Source organism: Streptomyces sp. NPDC046939 (genome assembly GCF_040644575.1).
In the GTDB taxonomy this organism is placed as follows: Bacteria; Actinomycetota; Actinomycetes; order Streptomycetales; family Streptomycetaceae; genus Streptomyces.
Map to the genome: position 1 here is coordinate 60,462 of NZ_JBEYWV010000034.1, position 25,126 is coordinate 85,587.

Genomic DNA, 25,126 nt, shown 5'->3' on the forward strand with positions numbered 1-25,126 from the left:
CACCGAACCGAACAGCATGGGGGCAGTCCATGACGAAGGAAGCGCAGCTTCGGGACTACCTCAAGCGGGTCACCGTCGATCTCCACACCACCCGCCGCAAGCTGCGGCAGATGGAGGCCCGCGAGCAGGAACCCGTCGCCATCGTCGGCATGAGCTGCCGCCTGCCCGGCGACGTACGCACACCCGACGACTTCTGGGAGCTGCTCGTCTCCGGGACCGACGCGGTGACGGACTGGCCCGCCGACCGCGGCTGGCCCGCCCCCGACGCCGACGGCGACGGCGACCGGCGGCGCGGCGGCTTCGTCGCGGACGCCGCCTCCTTCGACCCCGCCTTCTTCGACATCTCCCCGCGCGAAGCCCTCGCCATGGACCCGCAGCAGCGCCTTCTGCTCGAAGTGGTCTGGGAAGCCTTCGAACGCGCCGGCATCGACCCCGCCGGCCTGCGCGGCAGCCGCTCCGGCGTCTTCGTCGGATGCAGCGACCAGGGCTACACCTCGGGCCTGCGCGAGATCCCCGACGACGTCCGCGGCCACCTGCTCACCGGCAACTCCATGTCCGTCCTCTCCGGCCGCGTCGCCTACACGCTCGGCCTCGAAGGACCCGCCGTCACCGTCGACACCGCCTGCTCCTCCTCCCTCGTCGCCCTGCACCTGGCCGCCCAGTCACTGCGGTCCGGGGAGTGCGCCCTCGCCGCCGTCGCAGGCGTCACCGTCATGTCGAGCCCCGGCGCGTTCATCGAGTTCGGCCAGCAGGGCGGCCTCGCGGGCGACGGCCGCTGCAGAGCCTTCTCCGACGACGCCGACGGCACCGGCTGGGCCGAGGGCGCCGGCACACTCATCGTCGAACGGCTCTCCGACGCCCGCCGCAACGGCCACCAGGTCCTCGCCGTCCTGCGCGGCAGCGCCGTCAACCAGGACGGCGCCTCCAACGGCCTCACCGCCCCCAACGGCCTCTCCCAGCAGCGCGTCATCCTCGCCGCGCTCGCCAACGCCGGAATCCCCGGCGCCGAGATCGACGCCGTCGAGGCACACGGCACCGGCACCGCCCTCGGCGACCCCATCGAGGCCCAGGCGCTCCTCGCCACCTACGGCCAGGGCCGCCCCGCCGACCGACCGCTGCTGCTCGGCTCCGCCAAGTCGAACATCGGCCACACCCAGGCCGCCGCCGGTGTCGTCGGCGTCATCAAGTCCGTCCTCGCCCTGCGCCACGGCGTCCTGCCGCCCACCCTGCACGCCGAGAACCCCTCCACCCACGTCGACTGGAGCGCCGGACACGTCCAGCTCCTCAGCCGGCCCACCGACTGGCCCGCCACCGACCACCCGCGCCGCGTCGGCGTCTCCGCCTTCGGCCTCTCGGGCACCAACGCCCATGCCGTCATCGAACAGGCCCCCGAGGACGCGGAGGACGCCGGGTCCAGCGAGCAGGAACCCGCGCCCCGCGCCTCCCTCCCCGTCCTCCCGTGGCTCCTGTCCGCCCGCGACGACGACTCCCTGCGCGCCCAGGCCGGCCGCCTCGCCGCACACCTGAACACACACCCGGAGACCGACCTCTACGACCTCGCCGCCTCCCTCGCCACCACCCGCACGGCCTTCGAACACCGGGCCGTCGTCCAGGGCGGCGACCGGACCGAACTCCTCACCGCGCTCACCGCACTGGCCCAGGGCGAGCCCGATACCCGCACCCTCGTCGACACCACCCGGGAGGGCCGGACGGCGTTCCTGTTCTCGGGGCAGGGGGCGCAGCGGCTTGGGATGGGGCGCGAACTGTACGACGCTTTCCCGGTGTTCGCGGAGACCTTCGACGCCGTGTGCGCGGAGGTGGGGGAGGAGTTGCGCGGTGTCGTCTTCGGTGATGACGCTGAGCGCTTGAGCCGTACGGAGTGGACGCAGCCTGCGTTGTTCGCGGTTGAGGTTGCTCTGTTCCGGCTGGTGGAGTCGTTCGGGGTTCGGCCGGACTTGTTGATGGGTCACTCGATCGGTGAGATCGCTGCCGCGCATGTGGCGGGGGTGATGTCGCTGGAGGATGCGTGTGCGCTGGTGGTGGCGCGGGGCCGGTTGATGCAGGAGTTGCCTGCCGGTGGCGTGATGGTGGCCGTGGAGGCGGCGGAGGCCGAGGTGCTGCCTCTGCTCGGTGACGGGGTCTCGGTTGCGGCTGTCAATGGTCCGCAGGCCGTGGTGATCGCCGGTGCGGAGGCGGCTGTCGAACAGGCCACCTCGGAGCTCAAGCGGCAGGGTCGGCGGACGTCGCGCCTGCGCGTCTCGCACGCCTTCCACTCGCCGCTGATGGAGCCGATGCTGGATGCCTTCCGTGAGGTGGCGGAGCGCATCACGTACGCGGCCCCCTCCATTCCCCTCGTCTCGAATGTGACCGGACGGCTCGCTGCTGACGGGCAGTTGGCATCGGCCGAGTACTGGGTCCGGCATGTGCGGGAAGCCGTGCGTTTCGCGGACGGTATTGGCACGCTCGCGTCCGAGGGCGTGACCCGTTTCCTGGAGATCGGCCCCGACGGCACCCTCACCGCCCTCGCCCAGAACTGCGCTCCGGACAGTGACGCGCTGCACGTGCCGGTGCTCCGCAAGGATGGGCCCGAGACGCACACCCTCCTGACCGCCCTCGCGCGGCTGCACCTGCGCGGTGCCGCCGTGCGGTGGCCCGCGCTCCTGCCCGGAGCGCGCACGGTCGAGCTGCCCACCTATGCCTTCCGCCGCGAGCGCTACTGGCTTGAGCGCTCGTACGCCGAGGACGGTTCGGCCGTCGACGCGGCGAACCCGTACCACCGTGTCGTCTGGCGCACCGTCACCGGTCTGGGCGAGGGCGCGCGCCTGTCCGGCCGCTGGTTGTTCGTGCGGCCCGCGAGCCTCGAAGGCGACGACGGTTGGGGCGGCGCGCTGGGCGCCGCGCTCACCGAGGCCGGCGCCGAACTGGTCGTCGTGGACCACCACCAGGCCGACAGCCGGGCCGAACTCGCCCACCGCGTCGCCACCGCCGTCGGGGACGACCATGTCACCGGCGTCGTGTCCACGCTCGCCCTCGAAGGCGGCGAGACCGACGGTGTGCCTTGTGGCGTCCTCGCCACCGCCCTGCTGACCCAGGCGCTCGGCGAAGCGGGCGTACAGGCCCCCGTCTGGGTTCTTACGAGGGGCGCCGTCGCCGCCACCCCGAACGACGTGGCCCCGCTCCCTGACCAGGCCGCAGTCTGGGGTGTCGGCCGCGTCGCCGCTCTGGAACACCCCGACCGCTGGGGCGGCCTCGTGGACCTCCCGCCGGCCCTCGACCGGCGCTCGACCGTCCGCCTCGTCGCCCTGCTCGCGGGCGGCGCGCGCGAGGACCAGGCCGCGATCCGTCCCGGAGGACTGTTCGGCCGCCGTCTCGTCGCGACGCGGCCCGGGGCCGGGACGACCGACTGGCAGCCGTCCGGCACGGTCCTGGTGACCGGTGGCACCGGCGCGCTCGGCGCCAGGGTCGCCCGCTGGGCGGCGCGGAACGGCGCCGACCACCTGATCCTGGTCAGCCGCAGCGGTGAACGCGCGCAAGGAGCCGAGACGCTGCGCGCGGAACTGCGCGACCTCGGCGCCGAAGTGACTTTCGCCGCTGTCGACCTGACGGACCGTCCGGTGGTCGCTGCCCTGCTCGACGCCCACCCCGTCGATGCGGTCGTCCACACCGCGGGTGTGCTGGAGGACGGCGTCCTCGACGGCCTTACCCCGGAAGCCTTCAGCACAGTTTTCGCCGCGAAGGTGACCGGCGCACGCCACCTCGACGAGCTGACCCGGGACCGCGACCTCTCCGCGTTCGTCCTGTTCTCCTCCTTCGCGGGCACCGTCGGCTCCGCCGGGCAGGCCAACTACGCCGCCGCCAACGCCCTGCTGGACGCGCTCGCCGAGCAGCGCAGGAGCGCGGGCCTGCCCGCCACCTCGATCGCCTGGGGACCGTGGGCGGGCGGCGGCATGGCCGCCGACACCGGCGCCGAGGGGCGCCAACTGCGCGGCGGTGTCGGCCTGCTCGACCCGGACCAGGCACTCGACGCCCTCGCGGCCTGCGCGGGAGACACCTCCGCCACCGCCCTGGTGGCCGACATCGACTGGAACCGCTTCGGCCCCGCTTTCACCGCCGTACGCCCCAGCCCGATGCTCGGCGAGGTGTTCCTTGCCCCGGCCGAGCCCGGTACGACCGTGGAGACCGCCACCACCGGCCTGCGAGCCCGCCTCCAGCACCTCGACCCCGAGTCCCGCCGACGTGAACTCCTCACCGAGGTACGGACCCGGGCCGCCGCCGCTCTCGGATACCCCGGCCCCGAACGGGTCGGCGCGGAGCGGGCCTTCCGTGACCTGGGCGTCGACTCGCTGATCGCGGTGGAGCTGCGCAACGTCCTGGCAGCCGCAACGGGCCTCACCCTCCCGGCGACGGTGGTATTCGACCACCCGACCCCCCAGGCCCTTGCCACGTACCTCCACAGCGAGCTGTTCGGGGACGAGACCTCGATCGCCCCGACGACCGTGGCCGCGGTGGACGAGCCGGTGGCGATCGTCGGGATGGCGTGCCGTTTCCCGGGCGGCGTGGAGTCGCCCGAGGACCTGTGGGACCTCCTTGCCGACGGCCGCGACGGCATCGGCGACTTCCCGACGGACCGCGGCTGGGACCTCGACCTGCTCTTCGCCCCCAACCCGGACAACCCCTATGCCAGCCACACCGCACGCGGCGGCTTCCTGTCCGGCGTCGGCGGTTTCGACGCGGAGTTCTTCGGGGTGTCGCCGCGTGAGGCGTTGGCGATGGATCCGCAGCAGCGGTTGCTGTTGGAGGCGTCGTGGGAGGCGGTGGAGCGGGCCGGAATCGACCCGCGCGCGCTGCGCGGCAGCCGGACCGGCGTCTTCGCCGGGACCAACGGCCAGGACTACCCGGCCTTGCTGAGCCTGTCGGAAGGGGACTTCGGCGGCTACGTAGGCACCGGGAACGCGGCGAGTGTGGCCTCGGGCCGGGTCTCGTATGTGCTGGGGCTTGAGGGTCCGGCGGTGACGGTGGACACGGCCTGCTCGTCCTCGCTGGTCGCCCTGCACCTGGCCGCCCAAGCCCTGCGGGCGGGGGAGTGTGATCTGGCGCTGGCGGGTGGTGTGACGGTGATGTCCACGCCGGGCGCGTTCGTGGAGTTCAGCAAGCAGGGCGGGCTCGCGGGTGATGGCCGGTGCAAGGCGTTCGGTGAGGGCGCGGACGGCACGGGTTGGGGCGAGGGCGTCGGCGTGCTGCTGGTGGAGCGGCTGTCCGACGCCCGCCGCAACGGACACCGCGTCCTGGCGGTGGTGCGGGGTTCGGCGGTCAACCAGGACGGCGCCTCCAACGGCTTGACGGCTCCCAACGGGCCTTCGCAGCAGCGCGTGATTCGTGCGGCGCTGGCCTCGGCGGGCCTGTCGGCTACGGACGTGGACGCGGTGGAGGCGCACGGCACCGGCACCAAGCTGGGTGACCCCATCGAGGCGCAGGCACTTCTCGCCACGTACGGGCAGGAGCGAGCCGGGGACCGGCCGCTGTGGCTCGGGTCAGTGAAGTCAAACCTCGGCCACACACAGGCCGCCGCCGGTGTCGCAGGTGTGATCAAAATGGTGGAGGCGTTTCAGCACGGCCTGCTGCCCGCGACCCTGCACGCCGATGAGCCGTCCTCGCATGTGGACTGGTCATCCGGATCGGTGCAGTTGCTCGTCGAGCAGCAGCAGTGGCCCGCTGGTGAGCGTCCGCGCCGCGCGGGCGTGTCCTCCTTCGGCCTCAGCGGTACCAACGCTCACGTCATCCTGGAGGAGGCGCCCCACGAGAGTGTGGAGCCGGTCGAGTCTGTCGCCATGCCGGTGGTGCCGTGGGTGCTGTCCGGCCGAGGCACCGACGCCCTGCGCTCCCAGGCCGCCCGCCTGCTGGAAGCCGTACGGTCCGCGTCCGGGGTCGACGCCGTCGAGATCGGTGCCGCCCTCGCCACCACGCGTACGGCCTTTGAGGACCGGGCTGTCGTCTGGGGCCGTGACGACAAGGAACTCCTCGCCGGGCTGACCGCGTTGGCGCAGGGCGAGCCGAACCCGCGCGCCGTCACGGGCACGGTCGACGAGGGCCGCACGGCGTTCCTGTTCTCGGGGCAGGGGGCTCAGCGGCTCGGGATGGGGCGCGAGCTGTACGTCGCCTTCCCCGTGTTCGCGGAAGCCTTCGATGCGGTGTGCGCGCAGGTCGGGGAGGAGTTGCGGGACGTCGTCTTCGGTGACGACGCCGAGCGTCTGAACCGTACGGAGTGGACGCAGCCCGCGTTGTTCGCCGTCGAGGTCGCGCTGTTCCGGCTGGTGGAGTCCTTCGGGGTTCGGCCGGACCTGTTGATGGGCCACTCGATCGGTGAGATCGCCGCCGCACATGTGGCCGGGGTGATGTCCCTGGAGGACGCGTGCGCCCTGGTCGTGGCGCGGGGCCGGTTGATGCAGAAATTGCCCGCCGGCGGCGTGATGGTGGCCGTGGAGGCCGCCGAGGCCGAGGTGCTGCCGCTGCTCGGGGACGGCGTGTCCCTCGCCGCCGTCAACGGCCCGCAGGCCGTGGTGATCGCCGGTGCGGAGGCGGCCGTCGAACAGGCTGCCTTTGAGCTCAAGCGGCAGGGTCGGCGGACGTCACGCCTGCGCGTCTCGCACGCCTTCCACTCACCGCTCATGGAGCCGATGCTCGACGCCTTCCGGGAGGTGGCCGAGCGCATCACGTACGCGGCCCCGTCCATCCCTGTCGTCTCGAACGTGACCGGACGGCTGGCCACTGAGGGTGAGTTGACCTCGGCCGAGTACTGGGTGCGTCATGTGCGGGAAGCCGTACGCTTCGCGGACGGCGTCGACACGCTCGCGTCCGAAGGCGTGACCCGCTTCCTGGAGATCGGCCCCGACGGCACCCTCACCGCCCTCGCCCGCACCGCACTCGCCGACGCCGAGCGCGCGGTCTGCGCACCCGTGCTGCGCAAGGACCGGGCCGAGGCCGACGCGCTGTACGCCGCCGTGGCCGCGCTGCACACCGCAGGCGTTCCGGTCGGCTGGGACAAGGTCTTCGCCGGGGCGCGGCCCGCGCCCTTGCCGACGTACGCCTTCCAGCGCTCCTGGTACTGGCCCGAACCCCGGCGCGGTGCGCACCCCGTACCCGGTGCGGACGCGGTGGCGACGGCCGGGGAGGCCGCGTTCTGGGAGGCCGTGGACCGGGGGGACGCCGCCGAACTCGCCGGTGTCCTCGACGTCGACGGCGATGTCCTCGACGGTGTCGTTCCCGCGCTGGCCGCGTGGCGGCGTGAGCAGGTCGAGCGGACCACGGCGGACTCCTGGCGGTACCGCGTGCGGTGGGAGCGGCTGGAGGCGGGCGGCGGCCCCACGGTCGACGGGCGGTGGCTGCTGCTCCAGGCCGGTGAGGAGCCCGCTCTGCCCGGCATCGAGGAGTTCGTGCCGGGGGTCGAGCGCGTGCGGTGCGCCGCTGGGGTGGAGCGGGAGGCGCTCGCCGAGATGCTGCGTGCGGTGGGCGCCGAACCGGAGCCCGTGGCCGGGGTGTTGTCGTGCCTGCCGGACGTCGGCGGTGCGCTCACCGTCGTGCAGGCCCACGCCGACGCGGCGCTCGGGGCGCCGTTGTGGCTGGTGACCAATGGTGCCGTCGCCGTGGGTGGCGGGACCGAGGCCGTGGTCGAGCCCGCGCGGGCCGCCGTGTGGGGGCTCGGGCGCGTCGCCGCGCTGGAACACCCGGACGTCTGGGGCGGGTTGCTCGACCTGCCCGCGCGGGCGGACCGGCGCTCCCTTGCCCGGGCCGCCGCCGTGCTCGCCGCCGCCGACGAGGACCAGGTCGCCGTGCGCGGCACCGACGCCTACGCCCGCCGGCTCGTCCCCGCGCCCGCGCCCGCCGCGACCGGCGCGTGGACGGCCCCCGAACGCGTCCTGATCACCGGCGGCACTGGTGCCCTCGGCTCCCGGGTCGCCCGCTGGGCCGTCGAGCAGGGCGCCCGGGAACTGGTGCTGACCAGCCGGCGCGGGCCCCAGGCGCCCGGCGCGGACGAGCTGCGGGAGGAGCTGGTCGCGCTCGGGGCGCGGGTGACGGTCGTCGCCTGCGACATGGCCGAACGTGACGCCGTCGCCGCGCTCCTCGCCGAGCACCCCGTCGACGCGGTGCTGCACTGCGCGGGCGTCCTCGACGACGACGTGATCGCCGCGTACACCCCCGAGCGGCTCGCGGCCGTCCTCGCCGCCAAGGCGGACGCCGCCGACCACCTCGACGAACTGACCCGCGACAGCGGCCTGTCGGCGTTCGTGACGTTCTCCTCCATCGCCGGTGTGTGGGGAAGTGGCGGCCAGGCCGCCTATGCCGCCGCCAACGCCCACCTGGACGCCCTGGTCGAACGCCGCCGGGCCCGTGGCCTCGCCGGTACGTCCGTGGCCTGGGGGCCGTGGGGCGGCACCGGCATGGCCGCCGACGAGACCGCCCGTACGCTGCTCGAACGCCGCGGGCTGCGACCGCTCGACCCCGATGCCGCGCTGACCGCTCTCGGCCGCGCCCTGGCCGCCCGGGACACCGCCGTGGTCGTGGCCGACGTGGACTGGGAGCGGTTCGCGCCCGCGTTCACGACCGGCCGCCCCAGCCCCCTGCTCGCCGCCCTGACCGGCGGGGCCATGGCCCCGTCGGCCCGTACCCCCGGCACCGGAGCGGGCGGCGCGCTGCGCGAGCGGCTCGCGTCGCTCGGCGCGGAGGAGCGCGAGGCGGCCCTGCTCGACCTGGTGTGCCGCCGGGCCGCCGCCGCGCTCGGGCACAGCGACCCGGCCGCCGTGACCGTCGGGCGCGCCTTCCGCGAGATGGGCTTCGACTCGCTGACCGCCGTCGAACTGCGCAACGACCTCACCGCCGAGACCGGTGTCGCGCTGCCCAGCACCCTCGTCTTCGACCACCCGACGCCGCTCGCCGTCGCCGCCCACCTGCGGGACGAACTGTTCGGCGCCGCGCAGGAGCGGCACGACGGGACAGCGCGGGCCACCGGCACGGACAGTGGCACCGATCCTGTCGTCATCGTCGGCATGGGCTGCCGTCTGCCGGGCGGCATCGACAGCCCCGACCAGTTGTGGGAGCTGCTCGCCGCGGGCGGCGACACCGCCGGAGGGTTCCCGGAGGACCGCGGCTGGGACCTGTCGGCCCTGCTCGACGCCAGCGACACCGCGTCCGGCGGCTTCCTGGCGGAGGCCTCCGCGTTCGACGCCGCGTTCTTCGGCATCAGCCCGCGCGAGGCCCAGGCCCTCGACCCGCAGCAGCGGCTCGTCCTGGAGACCTCCTGGGAGGCCCTGGAGCGGTCCGGGATCGCGCCGACCGCGCTGAAGGGCTCGCGCACCGGCGTCTTCGTCGGCGCCGGAAGCTCCGGATACGCCACCGGGCTCACCGAGGTTCCGGAGGGGCTCGGCGGGCATCTGCTGACCGGCCAGGCGGGCAGCGTCGTCTCCGGCCGCGTCTCCTACGCCCTCGGCCTGGAGGGGCCCGCCGTCACCGTCGACACCGCCTGCTCCTCCTCGCTGGTCGCCCTGCACCTCGCCGTGCAGTCGCTGCGCTCCGGCGAGTGCGACCTCGCGCTCGCGGGCGGTGTCACCGTCATGGCCGACCCCGGCGCCTTCGTCGAGTTCAGCCTCCAGGGCGGGCTCGCGCCCGACGGCCGCTGCAAGGCGTTCTCCGAGGACGCCGACGGCACCGGCTGGGCGGAGGGCGTCGGCGTGCTCGTCGTCGAACGGCTCTCCGACGCGCGCCGCAACGGCCACCGCGTCCTGGCCGTCGTGGAAGGCACCGCCGTCAACCAGGACGGCGCCTCCAACGGGCTCACCGCCCCCAACGGGCCTTCGCAGCAGCGCGTCATCCGGGAGGCGCTCGCCTCCGCCGGGCTCTCGCCGCAGGACGTCGACGCCGTCGAGGCGCACGGCACCGGCACCACCCTCGGCGACCCCATCGAGGCACAGGCCCTCCTCGCCACGTACGGTCAGGACCGGCCCGCCGAACGGCCCCTGTGGCTCGGCTCGGTCAAGTCCAACCTCGGGCACACGCAGGCCGCCGCCGGTGCCGTCGGCGTCATCAAGATGATCCTGGCGCTGCGCGAGAACGTACTGCCGCGCACCCTGCACGCCGACCGCCCCTCCTCCCGCGTCGACTGGCAGGCCGGCCGCGTCCGCCTGCTCGACGAAGCCGTCGCCTGGCCCGGCGGCGGTGACCGCGTACGCCGCGCGGGGGTCTCCGCGTTCGGCGTCTCCGGGACCAACGCCCACGTCGTCCTCGCCGAACTCGAACCCGAACCCGAAGCCGAACCGGCCCGTACGGCGACCGAGCCGCCGGCACCAGGCCGGGACGACGCCGACACCGGTCCCACCGCCCTGCCCTGGCTGCTGTCCGCGCGCAGCGCACCCGCCCTGCGCGACCAGGCCGCCCGGCTCCTCGCCCACCTCGAACAGCGCCCCGGACTCGGCGCCGCCGACGTCGCGCACGCCCTCGCGTTCACCCGGGCCGCGCTCGAACACCGGGCCGTCGTCACCGGCACGGGCCGCGACGCCCTGCTGGCCGCGCTCGAAACCCTCGCCGCGGGCGGGACCGGCCCCGCCGCCGTCACCGGGTCCACCCTCACCGGGGGCGGCCTCGCGTTCCTCTTCGCCGGGCAAGGCACCCAGCGGCCCGGCATGGGGTGCGGCCTGTACGAGACCTTCCCCGCGTACGCCGACGCCTTCGACGCCGTCTGCGGCCACTTCGACGGGCTGCTGCCCCGGCCGCTCGCCGACGTCGTGCACGGCGACGACGCCTCCGCGCTCGACCGCACCGAGTACGCGCAGCCCGCCCTGTTCGCCGTCGAGGTCGCCCTCTACCGGCTCCTGGAATCCTTCGGGGTGCGGCCCGCCCACCTCCTCGGCCACTCCGTCGGCGAGATCGCGGCCGCCCACGTCGCCGGGGTGATGACGCTCCCCGACGCCTGCCGCCTGGTCGCCGCACGCGGCCGGCTCATGCAGGCGCTGCCCGAGGGCGGCGCGATGATCGCCCTCCAGGCCGCCGAGGAAGAGGTGCTGCCGCTGCTCGCCGGGCGCGAGGACGCCCTCGGGGTGGCCGCCGTCAACGGGCCCCGCTCCGTGGTCGTCTCCGGTGACGAGGACGCGGCCCTGGAAGTCGCCGCTCACTTTGCCGCGCAGGGCCGCAAGACGACCCGGCTGCGGGTCAGCCACGCGTTCCACTCGCCGCGCATGGAACCCATGCTCGACGAGTTCCGGGCCGTCGCGGCCACCGTCGACTACGCCGAGCCGCGGATCCCCGTCGTCTCCGACCTCACCGGCCGCCTCGCCGAACCCGGCGAACTCACCGACCCCGAGTACTGGGTCCGGCACGTCCGGCACGCCGTACGGTTCGCCGACGGTGTCACCGCGCTGGAGGAGACCGGCGCCGGCCGCCTGCTCGAACTGGGCCCCGACACCACGCTGACCGCCCTCGCGCAGGGCGCCTGGCGAGGGGCCGCACCCGTGGCGGTACCCGCGCTGCGCGACGACCGCGACGAGACCGAGACGCTGCTCAGCGCCGTCGGCGCCCTGTACGCCCACGGCACCGACGTCGACTGGCGTGCCGTGCTCGACACGGTGGCGCCCGGCGCGGGCCCCGTCGACCTGCCCACCTACGCCTTCCAGCACCGGCCGTACTGGATCGAGCCCACCCCCACCTCCGACCCGGCCGCCGTCGGGCTCGTCCCCGCCCAACACCCGCTGCTCGGCGCCGTCGTGCCGTCCGCCGCCGACGACACCCTGCTGCTCACCGGCCGCCTCACCGTGGGCGGCGCGAGCTGGCTCGCCGCCCACCGCATCGACGGCACCGCCGTCGTCCCGAGCACCGCCCTCCTCGAACTCGCCCTCGTCGCAGGCGTGCACGCGGGCCGCCCGCAGGTCGGGGAACTCGTCCTCGAACGTCCCCTGGCGCTGCCCGAGCACGACGGCGTCGCCCTCCAACTCCGCGTCGAGGCCCCCGACGCCCGTGGCGACCGCGCGTTCGCCGTGTACGCGCGGCCCGCCGGGGACACGGGCGCGGCGTGGACCCGGCACGCGACCGGCGTACTGACCGCCGAGACGGAACCGGTCCCGGCTCCGGCCCACGACCTCACCGCTTGGCCGCCACCCGGCGCGCGGGAACTCCCCGTCGACGGCCTCTACGTGCGGCTGCGCGAGGCCGGGCTCGACTACGGCCCCGTCTTCCAGGGGCTCACGGCCGCCTGGCAGGACGCCGACACGGTGTACGCGGACGTCACGCTGCCCGAGTCCGCGACCGCCGACGCCGCCCGCCACGACCTCCACCCGGCACTTCTGGACGCCGCGCTGCACCCGCTGGGCCTCGGCGCGTTCGACGGCCTGGGCGACGGACACGTGCTCTTCTCCGCAGGCCCGGCCCGCCTGTACGCCACCGGCGCCACGACCCTCCGCATCCGCCTCCAGCGCACCGGCCCCAAGACCCTCACCCTGACCGCCGCCGACGCGATAGGCGACCCCGTCCTGACAATCGACTCCCTGTCACTACGCCCGACCCCGAGCGCTACCGCTCCGCGGGCTACGGGTGAGGGGCCTGCGCCGGACGCCGCCCAGGAGGCCGCCTGGTCCGCTGCTCCGGGCGCCGCCCAGGTGGCCGTCTCGTCCGTTGCTTCAGGCGCGGCCCAGGAGGCCGTCTCGACTGCTGCGCCGGGCACGGCCCATGAGGTGGCGCTGCCCGCGGAGCAGGTCACCGGCCAGGGAACCGCCCCGGTTGATGCGGCGACCGCCGCTCGGGGGACCGCTCTGTCCGCCGATCAGGCCGTCGGCCAGCAGTCCGGCCCGGCTGTCGAGTTGGGTGCCGTCCCTGGGACTGCCTTGTCCACCGAACCGGCCACCAACCAGCAGCCCGGCGCGGCTGTGGTGTCGGGTGCCGCTGGCGGGGTTGCTCTGCCCGCCGAGCAGGCCGTCGGCCAGCAGCCCGGCCCGGCTGTCGAGTTGGGCGCCACCCCCGGGACTGCCCTGTCCACCGAACCGGCCACCGGTCAGCAGCCCGGCGCGGCTGCCGTGTCGGGTGCCGTGCCCGGGACTGCCTTGTCCGTCGAGCAGGCCACCGGTCAGCAGCCCGGCGCGGCTGTCGAGTCGGGTGCCACCCCCGGGACTGCCCCGTCCGCCGAGCCCCTCACCGCCCCCGTTACCGGCTCGGCCACCATCCAGGGAACCGACCTGGCCGCCACACCGGCCACCGGCCTGCACACCAGCCCGAGCACCACTCCGAGCCCCGCCCCCCACCAGACCGCCACCCCACCACCCCGCCGTCGCGCCGCCACCCGTACGCAACCCCCCGGCACTCTCCTCGAACGCCTCGCCTCGCGGCCCGGCGCGGAGCGGGAGCGGGCGTTGCTCGTCAGCGTGCGTGAGTGTGTCGCCGCCGTGCTCGGTCATGGCGGGCCCGATGAGGTCGAGCCGGCACGTCCGTTCACCGATCTCGGGCTGACCTCGCTGACCGCGGTCGAGCTCCGCAACGGGCTCAGCGCCGCGCTGGGCGTCACTCTGCCCGCCACCCTCGTCTTCGACCACCCCACCCCGGCCGCGCTCGCCCGCCACCTCGCCGACGACCTGTTCAACGAGGCCGACGCCGCCGCACCCAGCCCCGTACGGCGTGCCGTTGACGACGACCCGATCGCCGTCGTCGGCATGGCCTGCCGCTACCCGGGCGGCATAGCCAACCCCGAGGACCTGTGGAACCTGGTCCGGGCCGGGGCCGACGGCATCTCGCCGCTGCCCACCGACCGCAACTGGAACCCCGAGCGGCTCTACCACCCGGACCCCGACCACCCGGGCACCGTCTACACCCGTGAGGGCGGCTTTCTGCACGACGCCAGCCGCTTCGACCCGGCGTTCTTCTCGATCAGCCCCCGCGAGGCCCTCGCCATGGACCCGCAGCAGCGGTTGCTCCTGGAGGTGTCGTGGGAGGCGCTGGAGCGCGCAGGTGTCGACCCGGTCGCGGCGCGCGGTTCCGCCACCGGAGTGTTCGCCGGTGTCACCTACCAGGACTACGTGACGATCCTCGCCGCTTCCGACGACAACTTCGAGGGCTACGTCGGTACGGGCAACTCGCCGAGCGTGCTGTCCGGCCGCATCTCCTACGCCCTCGGACTCGAAGGCCCCGCGGTCTCCGTCGACACCGCCTGTTCGTCCTCGCTGGTCGCCCTGCACCTCGCCGCGCAGTCCTTGCGCCAGGGTGAGTGCGAACTCGCCCTCGCGGGCGGCGTCACCGTGATGTCGACGCCCGGCTCCCTCATCGAGTTCAGCCGGCAGCGCGCCCTCGCCGAGGACGGCCGCTGCAAGCCGTTCTCCGCGGACGCGGACGGCGCGAGCTGGGCCGAGGGCGTCGGCATGATCGTCCTGGAGCGGCTCTCCGACGCCCGCCGCAACGGCCACCAGGTGCTCGCCGTGATCCGCGGTTCCGCCCTCAACCAGGACGGCGCCTCCAACGGCCTCACCGCCCCCAACGGGCCTTCCCAGCAGCGCGTCATCCGGCAGGCGCTCGCCTCCGCCGGGTTGTCCCCGCAGGACGTCGACGCCGTCGAGGCGCACGGCACCGGCACCACCCTCGGCGACCCCATCGAGGCGCAGGCGCTCCTCGCCACGTACGGCCAGGACCGGCCCGTCGAACGCCCGCTCTGGCTCGGCTCCCTCAAGTCCAACATCGGGCACAGCCAGGCCGCGGCCGGTGTCGGCGGCGTCATCAAGATGGTCATGGCGCTGCGCGAGAACGTGCTGCCGCGCACTCTGTACGCCGACAACCCGACCCCGCACGTCGACTGGACCGCCGGGCACGTCCGCCTCCTGACCGAGGAACAGCCCTGGCCCGAGACGGGCCGCGCCCGCCGCGCCGGTGTCTCCTCCTTCGGCATGAGCGGCACCAACGCCCACGTCATCGTGGAAGAAGCCCCTGACAGCGCGGAGAAGCCCGCCGCTCGTACCACCCTGCCCGCCGTCCCCGTCCTGCTGTCCGCCCGCACCCCGGCCGCGCTGCGTGCCCAGGCCGCCCGCCTCCGTACCCACCTGCGCACCCACCCGGGCACCCCGCTCACCGACGTCGGCTACACCCTCGCCGTCGGACGCGCCGCCCTGACCCACCGCGCCGCCGTCCTCGCCGACGACCCCGCCGCACTCGACGAGACCCTGGCCGCCCTCGCCGCCGACGCGCCGCTCACCACGCCCGTCCCGGTCGCCGGCGCGCTGCCGGGCGGCGCCGAACCCGTCCTCGTCTTCCCCGGGCAAGGTGCCCAATGGGCGGGCATGGGACGTCAACTGCTCGACGAGTCACCGGTGTTCGCCGAGTGGATCGACCGCTGCGAGCAGGCGCTCGCCCCGTACGTCGACTGGTCCCTGACCGCCGTGCTGCGCGGCGACGAGGGCGCCGCCGACCTCGGCCGCGTGGACGTCGTCCAGCCCGCCCTGTGGGCCGTGATGGTGGCCACCGCCGCGCTGTGGCGCGCGCACGGCGTCCGACCGGCCGCCGTCGTCGGCCACTCGCAGGGCGAGATCGCCGCCGCCTGCGCGGCCGGTGCCCTCACCCTGGAGGACGGCGCCCGCGTCGTCGCCCTGCGCAGCCGCGCCATCACGCGTATCGCGGGGACCGGCGGCATGATGTCCGTGCCGCTGCCCGCCGACGAGACCCGCGCCCGCATGGAGCCGTGGGCGGAGCACCTCGCCGTCGCCGCCGTCAACGGCCCCGCGTCCGTCGTCGTATCCGGTGAGGCCGCTGCTCTCGACGCCCTGCACGAGGCCCTGGTCGCGGACGGCGTCCGGGCCCGTAAGGTCAACGTCGACTACGGCTCGCACTCCGCGCAGGTCGAGGCGATCCGCGACACGGTCCTCGACGCTCTCGACGGCATCGCCCCGCGCGAGGCGGAGATCCCGTTCCGCTCCTCGCTGACCGGGGACTGGCAGGACACCACCGGGCTCGACGCCGCCTACTGGTACACCAACCTGCGCGAGACCGTCCGCTTCGAGGACGCCGTACGCGGTCTGATCGCGGCGGGACACCGTACGTTCATCGAGGTCGGCCCGCACCCCGTGCTCGCCGTCGGACTGCGCGAGACCCTCGACGCGGCCGGCGTGGACGGCGCCGTCCTCGGCTCGCTCCGCCGTGACCAGGGCGGCCTGCGGCAGTTCCTCGCCGCGCTCGCCGAGGCCCACGTGCACGGCGTGGACATCGACTTCGAGACCGTCTTCGACGGCACCGGCGCCTCCCGCACCGACCTGCCCACCTACGCCTTCGAGCACCAGCGCTACTGGCCCACCGTCCGCGAGGCGGCAGCAGCCGACCTCGCCGCGAGCGGCGCCCTCACGGCGGACTCCGTCGAGGCCCGGTTCTGGGAGACCGTCGAGCAGGAGGACCTGGAGAGCCTCACCGACAGCCTCGACCTGCCCGCCGACGCACCGCTCAGCAGCGTCCTGCCCGCCCTGTCCCAGTGGCGGCGCACCCGCAGGGAACGCGCCACGACCGACGCCCTCCGCTACCGGATCGCCTTCAGCCCCCTCGACACCGGCGCGGCCACCCTCACCGGTACGTGGCTGCTCGTCGCCCCCGCCGAGGAGGCCGGGCACAGCGCGACCGCCGTCGCCGTCGCCGACGCGCTCACCGCGGGCGGCGCCCGCGCGGTCCGCCGGATCGTCCTTCCGGACAACACCCCCGACCGGACAACCCTCGCCGACCTGCTCACCAGCGACGACGACACACGTGTCGCAGGTGTGCTCTCCCTGCTCGCCCTGGACACCCGTGACCACCCCAGCCACGTAGCCGTCCCCGTCGGCCTCGCCACCACCCTCGCGCTGATCCAGGCCCTCGGTGACCTCGGCATCGACGCGCCCCTGTGGTGCGCCACGCGCGGAGCCGTCGCCGTCGGCAGCGCCGACCCCGCGCCCGACGCCGCCCAGGCCCTCGTCTGGGGCCTCGGCCGGGTCGCGGCCCTGGAGCACTCCGACCGCTGGGGCGGCCTCGTCGACCTGCCCGCCGACCTCGACAGCCGTTCCGCCACCCGGCTCGCCGCCGTCCTGGCCGAGCCCGGCGGGGAGGACCAGATCGCGCTGCGCGCGACCGGCGCCCACGGCCGCCGCCTGGTCCACGCGCCCGGCGCCGACGCTCCCGCCGAGACCTGGCGGCCGCGCGGCACCGTCCTCGTGACCGGAGGCACCGGTGCCCTCGGCGGCCATGTCGCCCGCTGGCTCGCCGACCGGGGCGCCACCCACCTGGTCCTCGCGGGCCGGCGCGGCGCCGAGGCGCCCGGCGCGACCGAGCTGCGCGACGAACTCGCCGCCCGCGGCGTCGACGTCACCCTCGCCGCCTGCGACGTGTCCGACCGCGCCGCCCTCGCCGAACTGCTCGCCGCGATCCCCGCCGACCAGCCCTTGGACGCCGTGTTCCACGCGGCAGGCTCCCTGGACGACGGCGTCGTGGACGCGCTCACGCCCGACCGCATGGACCCCGTCCTGCGCGGCAAGGCGAGCGCCGCCCGCGCCCTGCACGACCTCACCCGCGACCTCGACCTCTCCGCGTTCGTCCTGTTCTCCTCCACGGCAGGCGTCCTCGGCGGCGCCGGACTCGGCAACTACGCCCCCGGCAACGCCTACCTCGACGCCCTCGCCGCCGAACGCCGCGCCGCCGGACTGCCCGTCACCGCCGTCTCCTGGGGCCTGTGGGCCGACGGCGGCATGGTCGGGGACAGCGCGGGGGACCGCATGCGCCGCCACGGCGTCCACCCCATGGACACCGCCGTCGCCTGCGAGGCGCTCGGCCGCGCCCTCGACCTCGGCGACACCCACGTCGTCGTCACCGACCTGCGCTGGGACACGTACGCCCCGTCCTTCACCGCACCGCGCCCCAGCCATCTGCTGGACGAACTGCCCGCCGCCCGCGCGGCGTTGGACGCCGTCCGGCAGAGCGCGGGCCCGACCGTGGACGACACCTCCTCGCTCCACGCCCACCTGGCAACCCTGCCCGACTACGAACGGGCCGGGGCCGTCCTGGAGATCGTGCGCGGCCACGTCGCCGGCGTCCTCGGCTACCCCGCCGCCGACGCCGTCGACCCGGAACAGCCCTTCACCGACCTGGGCATCGACTCGCTCAGCGCCGTCGAACTGCGCAACGGCATGAACCGCATCACCGGCCTGCGCCTGCCCTCCACCCTCGTCTTCGACCACCCCACCTGCCGCGCGCTCGCCGACTTCCTCCTGGCCGAAGTCGCCGAAGTCGCCGAAGTCGCCGACGACACGGAGACGGACGCCGCTGAGCACGGCCCGCGCCGGGACGCCACGCACGACGACCCGATCGCCGTCGTCGCCATGGGCTGCCGCTTCCCCGGCGACGTCTCCACCCCCGAACAACTGTGGAACATGCTCCTCAACGGCGAGGAGGGCCTCGTCCCCTTCCCGGAGGACCGCGGCTGGGACCTCGACGCCCTCCACGACCCCGAGCCCGGCAAGACCGGCACCGTCTCCACCCGCACCGGCGGCTTCCTCACCGACGCGGGCGGCTTCGACCCGGCGTTCTTCAACATCTCGCCCCGCGAGGCCGTGGCCATGGACCCGCAGCAGCGGTTGCTCCTTGAGATGGCGTGGGAGACGTTCGAGCGAGCGGGCATCGATCCCCGCTCCCTGCGCGGCAGCCGTACCGGAGTCTTCGCAGGCACCAACGGCCAGGACTACACCGGGATGCTCGCCGCCTCCGGCGAGGACTTCGAGGGCTACATGCTGACCGGCAACGCGGCCAGCGTCGTCTCCGGCCGCCTCTCCTACACGTTCGGCCTCGAAGGCCCGGCGGTCACCGTAGACACGGCCTGCTCCGCCTCCCTGGTCGCCCTGCACCTCGCCGTGCAGTCGCTGCGCTCGGGGGAGTGCGACCTCGCCCTCGCGGGCGGCGTCACCGTCATGGCCTCGCCCGGCCTCTTCGTGGACTTCAGCCGCCAGCAGGGGCTTGCGGCGGACGGCCGGTGCAAGGCGTTCGCCGATGCGGCGGACGGTACGGGGTTCTCGGAGGGTGGTGGCCTGCTCCTGGTGGAGCGGCTGTCGGACGCCCACCGCAACGGGCATCCGGTGCTCGCGGTGGTGGCGGGTTCGGCGGTCAACCAGGACGGTGCGTCCAACGGGTTGAGCGCGCCGAACGGGCCCTCGCAGCAGCGGGTCATCCGTGCCGCGCTCGCGGATGCCGGTGTCGCGCCGGCCGAGGTGGACGCCGTGGAGGCGCACGGTACGGGCACGCGGCTGGGTGATCCGATCGAGGCGCAGGCGTTGCTCGCCACGTATGGGCAGGGGCGTGATGCCGACCGGCCGTTGTGGCTGGGGTCGGTGAAGTCGAACGTCGGTCACACGCAGGCCGGTGCTGGTGTGGCGGGTGTGATGAAGATGGTGCTTGCGATGCGGCACGGTGTGCTGCCCGCGACGCTGCATGTGGACGCGCCGTCCTCGCACGTGGACTGGGAGCAGGGTGCCGTGGCGCTGCTGACCGAGGCCCGGGAGTGGCCGGAGACGGCCGGGCGTCCGCGCCGGGCGGGTGTGTCGTCCTTCGGGATCAGCGGGACGAACGCCCACGTCGTCCTGGAAGCCGCCCCCGAGGAGCAGCCTGTCGCCACCGAGGGGTCTGCCGCCGCCGAGGAGCCTGCCGCCGCCGAGGAGCCTGCCGCCGCCGAGGAGCCTGCCGCCACCGAGGGGTCCGCCGCCCCCGAGGAGCCTGCCGCCACCGAGGGGTCCGCCGCCACCGAGGGGTCCGCCGCCCCCCAGGAGCCTGCCGCCGCCGAGGGGTCTGCCGCCCCCGAGGAGTCCGACACCGCCGAGGAGCCTGCCGCCCCCGAGGAGTCCGACACCGCCGAGGAGCCTGCCGCCACCGAGGGGTCTGCCGTCCCAGAGGAGTCCGCCACCGCCGAGGAGCCTGCCGCCACCGAGGAGTCCGCCACCGCCGAGGATTCCGCCGCCGCCCTGGCGCCGGCCGCGACGACCGGGCTCGTGCCCTGGGTCCTTTCCGCCCGCAGCCGCGACGCCTTGCGCGCCCAGGCCGCCCAGCTTCTCGACCACGTCGGGCGGAACCCCGGCCTGACCACCGCCGACCTCGGCCTCTCGCTCACCGCGACCCGTGCCGTCTTCGAGCACCGCGCCGTCGTCCTCGGCGCCGACCGCACCGCCCTCACCGACGGGCTGCGGCTGCTCGCCTCCGGCGAGACCGGCCCGCACACCGTCACCGGCACCCACCGGGGCGACGGGAAGACCGCGTTCCTGTTCTCCGGTCAGGGCGCCCAGCGTCCGGGTATGGGCGCGGGGCTCTACGAGGCGTTCCCGGTCTACGCCGACGCCTTCGACGCGGTCTGCGCCCACTTCGGCGACGACTTGCGCGCGCTCGTCCTCGGCGACGACGCCGAGCGGCTGAACCGCACCGAGTGGACGCAACCCGCCCTGTTCGCCGTCGAGGTCGCCCTCTACCGCCTGCTCGAATCGTGGGGCGTGCGGCCCGACTTCGTAGCAGGGCATTCCATCGGTGAGATCGCGGCCGCGCATGTGGCGGGCGTGATGTCGCTGGAGGACGCCTGCGCCCTGGTCGCCGCCCGTGGCCGTCTCATGCAGGAACTTCCGGAAGGCGGCGCCATGTTCGCCGTCGAGGCCACCGAGGACGAGGTGCTGCCTCTCCTCGAGAACCACCCGGACGCCGGTGTCGCCGCCGTCAACGGCCCGCGCTCGGTGGTGATCTCCGGCACCGAGGAGGTCGTCTCCGGCATCGCGGCGAAGCTCGCCGCCGAGGGGCGCCGCACCACCCGGCTGCGGGTCAGCCACGCCTTCCACTCGCCGCTCATGGAGCCCATGCTCGACGCCTTCCGTGCCGTCGCCGCCGGAATCTCCTACGCGCCGCAGCGGATGGCCGTCGTCTCCGACGTCACCGGCCGGGTCGCCGCCCCCGGTGAGCTGCAGGACCCGGAGTACTGGGTGCGCCACGTGCGGGAGGCCGTCCGCTTCGCCGATGGTGTCCGTACGCTCGCCGAGCTGGGCGCGGACCGGTTCGTGGAGGTGGGCCCCGACGGTACCCTCACCGCGATGGCGCAGAGCTGCCTGCCGGACGCCGCGCAGAGCCTCTTCGTACCGGTGCTGCGCAAGGACCGCGACGAGCGGGAGACGCTCCTCGACGCCCTCGCCCGCGCCTTCACCCACGGCGTGAGCGTCGACTGGCCCCGCTTCTTCGACGGCACCGGCGCCCGCGTCACCCAACTGCCCACCTATCCCTTCCAGCGCCGCCGCTTCTGGCCGAAGCCGCCCGTGCTGCTCGGCGACGTCACCACCGCCGGGCTCGGCGCGAGCAGCCACCCGCTGCTCGGTGCCGCCGTGGAGCTCGCCGACGGGGACACGCAGGTCTTCACGGGCCGGCTCGCGCTCGGTTCCAACCCGTGGCTCAGGGATCACGCCCTCACCAGCACCGCCCTGTTCCCCGCCACCGGCTTCCTCGACCTGGCCCTGCACGCGGGCGCCAGGACCGGTTGCGAGCAGGTCGCCGAACTGACGATCCTGACGCCGCTCACCCTGCCCGAGCGGGGCGGCGTGCGGGTGCAGGTACGCGTCGAGGCGCCGGACGCCACCGGGGCCCGCCCGCTGACCGTGCACGGCCGCCCCGACGACGCCGAGCCGGGCAGCCCGTGGACGCTGCACGTCAGCGGCCTGCTCGCGCCCGCCGCCGAACCGTCCGCCGCACCGTACGACTTCACCGCCTGGCCGCCCGAGGGCGGTGAGGAGGTCGCGCTCGACGGGTTCTACGAGGCGTTCGCCGACCGGGGCCACCTCTACGGCCCGCTGTTCCAAGGGCTGACGCGGGTGTGGACGCGCGGCGACGAGGTGTTCGCCGAGGTCGCCCTGCCGGCCGACGCGGACCCCGCCGCCGACGCCTTCGACCTGCACCCGGCCCTCCTCGATGCCGCCCTGCACGCGGTGATGTTCGTACCGATGAAGGACGCGGGACGGCTCCCGTTCTCCTGGAACGACGTCCGCGTGGACGCCGTCGGCGCCTCCGCGCTGCGGGTGCGGATGGTCCAGGAGGGGCCCGAGGCCGTCGGGCTCGCGCTCGCCGACCCGGCGGGCCGCCCCGTCGCCTCCGTCGGCTCGCTCACCCTGCGCGAACTCACCGGCGACCTGGAAGGCTCCACCGTCGGCGCCGCCGACCGGAAGGGCCTGTACGAGCTGGACTGGCAGCCGCTCACCACCCCGGCCACCGACACGCCGGCCACCGCGTGGACGGTCGTCGGCGCGGGCGAGGCCGACGAGCTGGCCGCCGCACTGCGCGCCGCCGGGCACACCGCGCACACCGTGCCCGATCTGGACGCCCTCGCCGAGGCCGACGAGGTCCCCGGCACCGTCCTGTACGCCGTACCGGTCACGGCGACCCACTCCGGGTCGGAAGCCGACGCGGCCCGCGTCACGACCGGCCGCGTCCTGGAACTCGTACGGCGCTGGCTGGACGAACCGGCGTTCCTGCACGCGCGTCTCGCCGTCGTGACCCGGTGCGCCGTCCCGTCCGCGCCCCGGGCCGCCGACCCGGCGCAGGCTGCCGTGTGGGGCCTGGTGCGGGCGGCCCGCACCGAGAACCCGGGCCGGTTCGTCCTCGTCGACACCGACGGCGCCGGGGAGTCGCTGGCCGCGCTGCCCGCCGTCCTGGACGGTGACAGCGCCTTCGAGGTCGCCGTCCAGGACGGCAAGGCGCTCGCACCCGGCATCGTGCCGTTCGACGCCGAACGGGCCCTCGTCCCGCCCGCCGACACCGATGCCTGGCGGCTCGGCATCGAGCGCAAGGGCACCCTGGAGAGCCTGCGCCTGGCGCCCTGCCCGGAGGTCACCGCGCCGCTCGCGCCGAACGAGGTACGGATCTCGATGCGCGCGGCGGGAGTCAACTTCCGTGACGTCCTGACCGCGCTCGGCATGTACCCCGGCGACGCCACCGCGATCGGCCTCGAAGGCGCGGGTGTCGTCACCGAGGTGGGCTCCGGCGTGACGGGCCTCGCGCCCGGGGACCGGGTGATGGGCATGTTCGCCGGTGCGTTCGGGCCCGTCGCCGTCGCCGACGCGCGGATGGTCGCCCGGATCCCGAAGGGCTGGACCTTCGCCGAGGCCGCCACCGTCCCGATCGTCTACCTCACCGCGTACTACGCGCTGGTCGACCTCGGCGCGCTCAAGCCCGGCGAACGGGTCCTCGTGCACGCCGCCGCCGGTGGTGTGGGCTCGGCCGCCGTCCAGCTCGCCCGCCACCTGGGCGCCGAGGTGTACGGCACCGCGTCCCCGGCCAAGTGGGACGCCCTGCGCGCCGCGGGCTTGGACGACGCCCACCTCGCCTCCTCCCGCGACCTGGACTTCGAGGAGCGGCTGCGCGCCGCCACCGACGGCGAGGGCTTCGACGTCGTCCTCGACTCCCTGGCCCGCGAGTTCGTGGACGCCTCCCTGCGGCTCCTGCCGCGCGGCGGCCGGTTCCTGGAGATGGGCAAGACCGACGTCCGCGACCCCGCGCGGGTCGCCGCCGACCACCCCGGCGTCGCCTACCACGCCTTCGACCTGGTCGAGGCGGGCCCGGACCGGATCGGCGAGATCCTCACCGACCTCGTCGACCTCTTCGGACGCGGTGTCCTCAAGCCGCTGCCGATGGCCGTGTGGGACGTGCGCCGGGCCCCCGACGCGTTCCGCTTCCTCAGCCAGGCCCGCCACGTCGGCAAGGTCGTCCTGACCCTGCCGACGACGCCCGACCCCGAGGGCACCGTCCTGCTCACCGGCGGGCTCGGCGGCCTCGGCCGGATCACCGCCCGCCACCTCGTCGCCGACCAGGGCGTCCGGCACCTGCTGATCGCCGGACGACGCGGCCCCGACGCGCCCGGCGCGGCCGAACTGCGCGCCGAACTCACCGCGCTCGGCGCCGAGGTGACGATCGCGGCCTGCGACGTCGCCGACCGCACCGCGCTCGCCGCGCTCCTGGCGGGCATCCCCGCCGACCGGCCCCTGACCGCCGTCGTGCACACCGCGGGCGTCCTCGCTGACGGCGTGCTGTCCTCGATGACGCCGGAGCGGTTCGCCGAGGCGCTGCGGCCCAAGGCGGACGCCGTGGTCGCCCTGCACGAGCTGACCCGCGACATCGACCTGGCCCGGTTCGTGGTCTTCTCCTCCGTCGCGGGCACCTTCGGCGGCGCAGGGCAGGCCAACTACTCGGCGGCCAACGCGTTCCTGGACGCCTTCGCCCACCACCGGCGCGCCCAGGGCCTGCCCGCGCTCTCCCTCGCCTGGGGCACCTGGCTGCCGGACGCCGGCATGACCGGAGAGCTGAGCGACGCCGACCGCGAACGCCACGCCCGTACGGGCATGGTGCCGCTGGACGCCGCTCACGGCATGCGCCTCCTCGACGCCGCCGCCGACACCGACCGGGCCGCACTGCTGCCCATGCGCCTCGACCCGGCCGCCCTGCGCGAGCACCACGACGTCCTGCCGGTGCTCCTTCGCGGCCTGGTCCGCACGCCCACCCGGCGCCGCGCGAACGCCGCCACGCCCGCGACGCCCGCCGCCCAGGCACCGCGGACGCTCGACGAACGGCTCGCTCCCCTGTCCGCCGCCGACCGCGAACAACTCCTCGTCGACGTGGTCGCCGAACAGGCGGCGGCCGTCCTCGGACACGGCTCGGCCGCCGAGGTCGACCCGGAACAGACCTTCAAGGAGCTGGGCTTCGACTCGCTGACCGCCGTCGAACTGCGCAACCGGCTCGCGTCCGCCACCGGACTCCGGCTGCCCGCCACCCTGGTCTTCGACTACCCGACCGCCCTCGCCATGGCCCGGCACCTGCTGGGCGAGATGTCCCTGCCCGAGCCGCCCGGCACCGCGCAGGCGCTCCTCGGCGAGATGGACCGCCTGGAGGGCGCGCTGCGCGACTCCGACGTGGCCGGCGAGGACCGCGACAAGGTCACCGCCCGGCTCCGCGAACTCCTCGCCCACTGGCAGGGCGAGCCCGCCGCCGCCCCGGCCGACGCCCCCGTACAGGAGGACGAGGAACTGGCCGGGGTCGAGTCCGCGGGCGACCTCTTCGACCTGATCGACCGCGAGCTGGGGGACGTATGAGCACCCCGCCGGTCCCTCCG

Annotated in this window: 1 protein-coding gene; it reads left to right on the plus strand. The window is 74.9% G+C overall.

Annotated elements, in window-relative coordinates; all coding sequences use genetic code 11:
* Positions 1-29 precede the first annotated feature (29 nt).
* Positions 30-25,106, plus strand: a complete 25,077-nt coding sequence (locus ABZ877_RS31025; RefSeq protein ID WP_361077847.1) for a type I polyketide synthase — start codon at positions 30-32, stop codon at positions 25,104-25,106.
* The last annotated feature ends 20 nt before the right edge of the window (positions 25,107-25,126 follow it).

Coding starts and splice junctions, on each gene's coding strand:
- ABZ877_RS31025 (WP_361077847.1), top strand. CDS start 30: ATGACGAAGGAAGCGCAGCTTCGGGACTACCTCAAGCGGGTCACCGTC.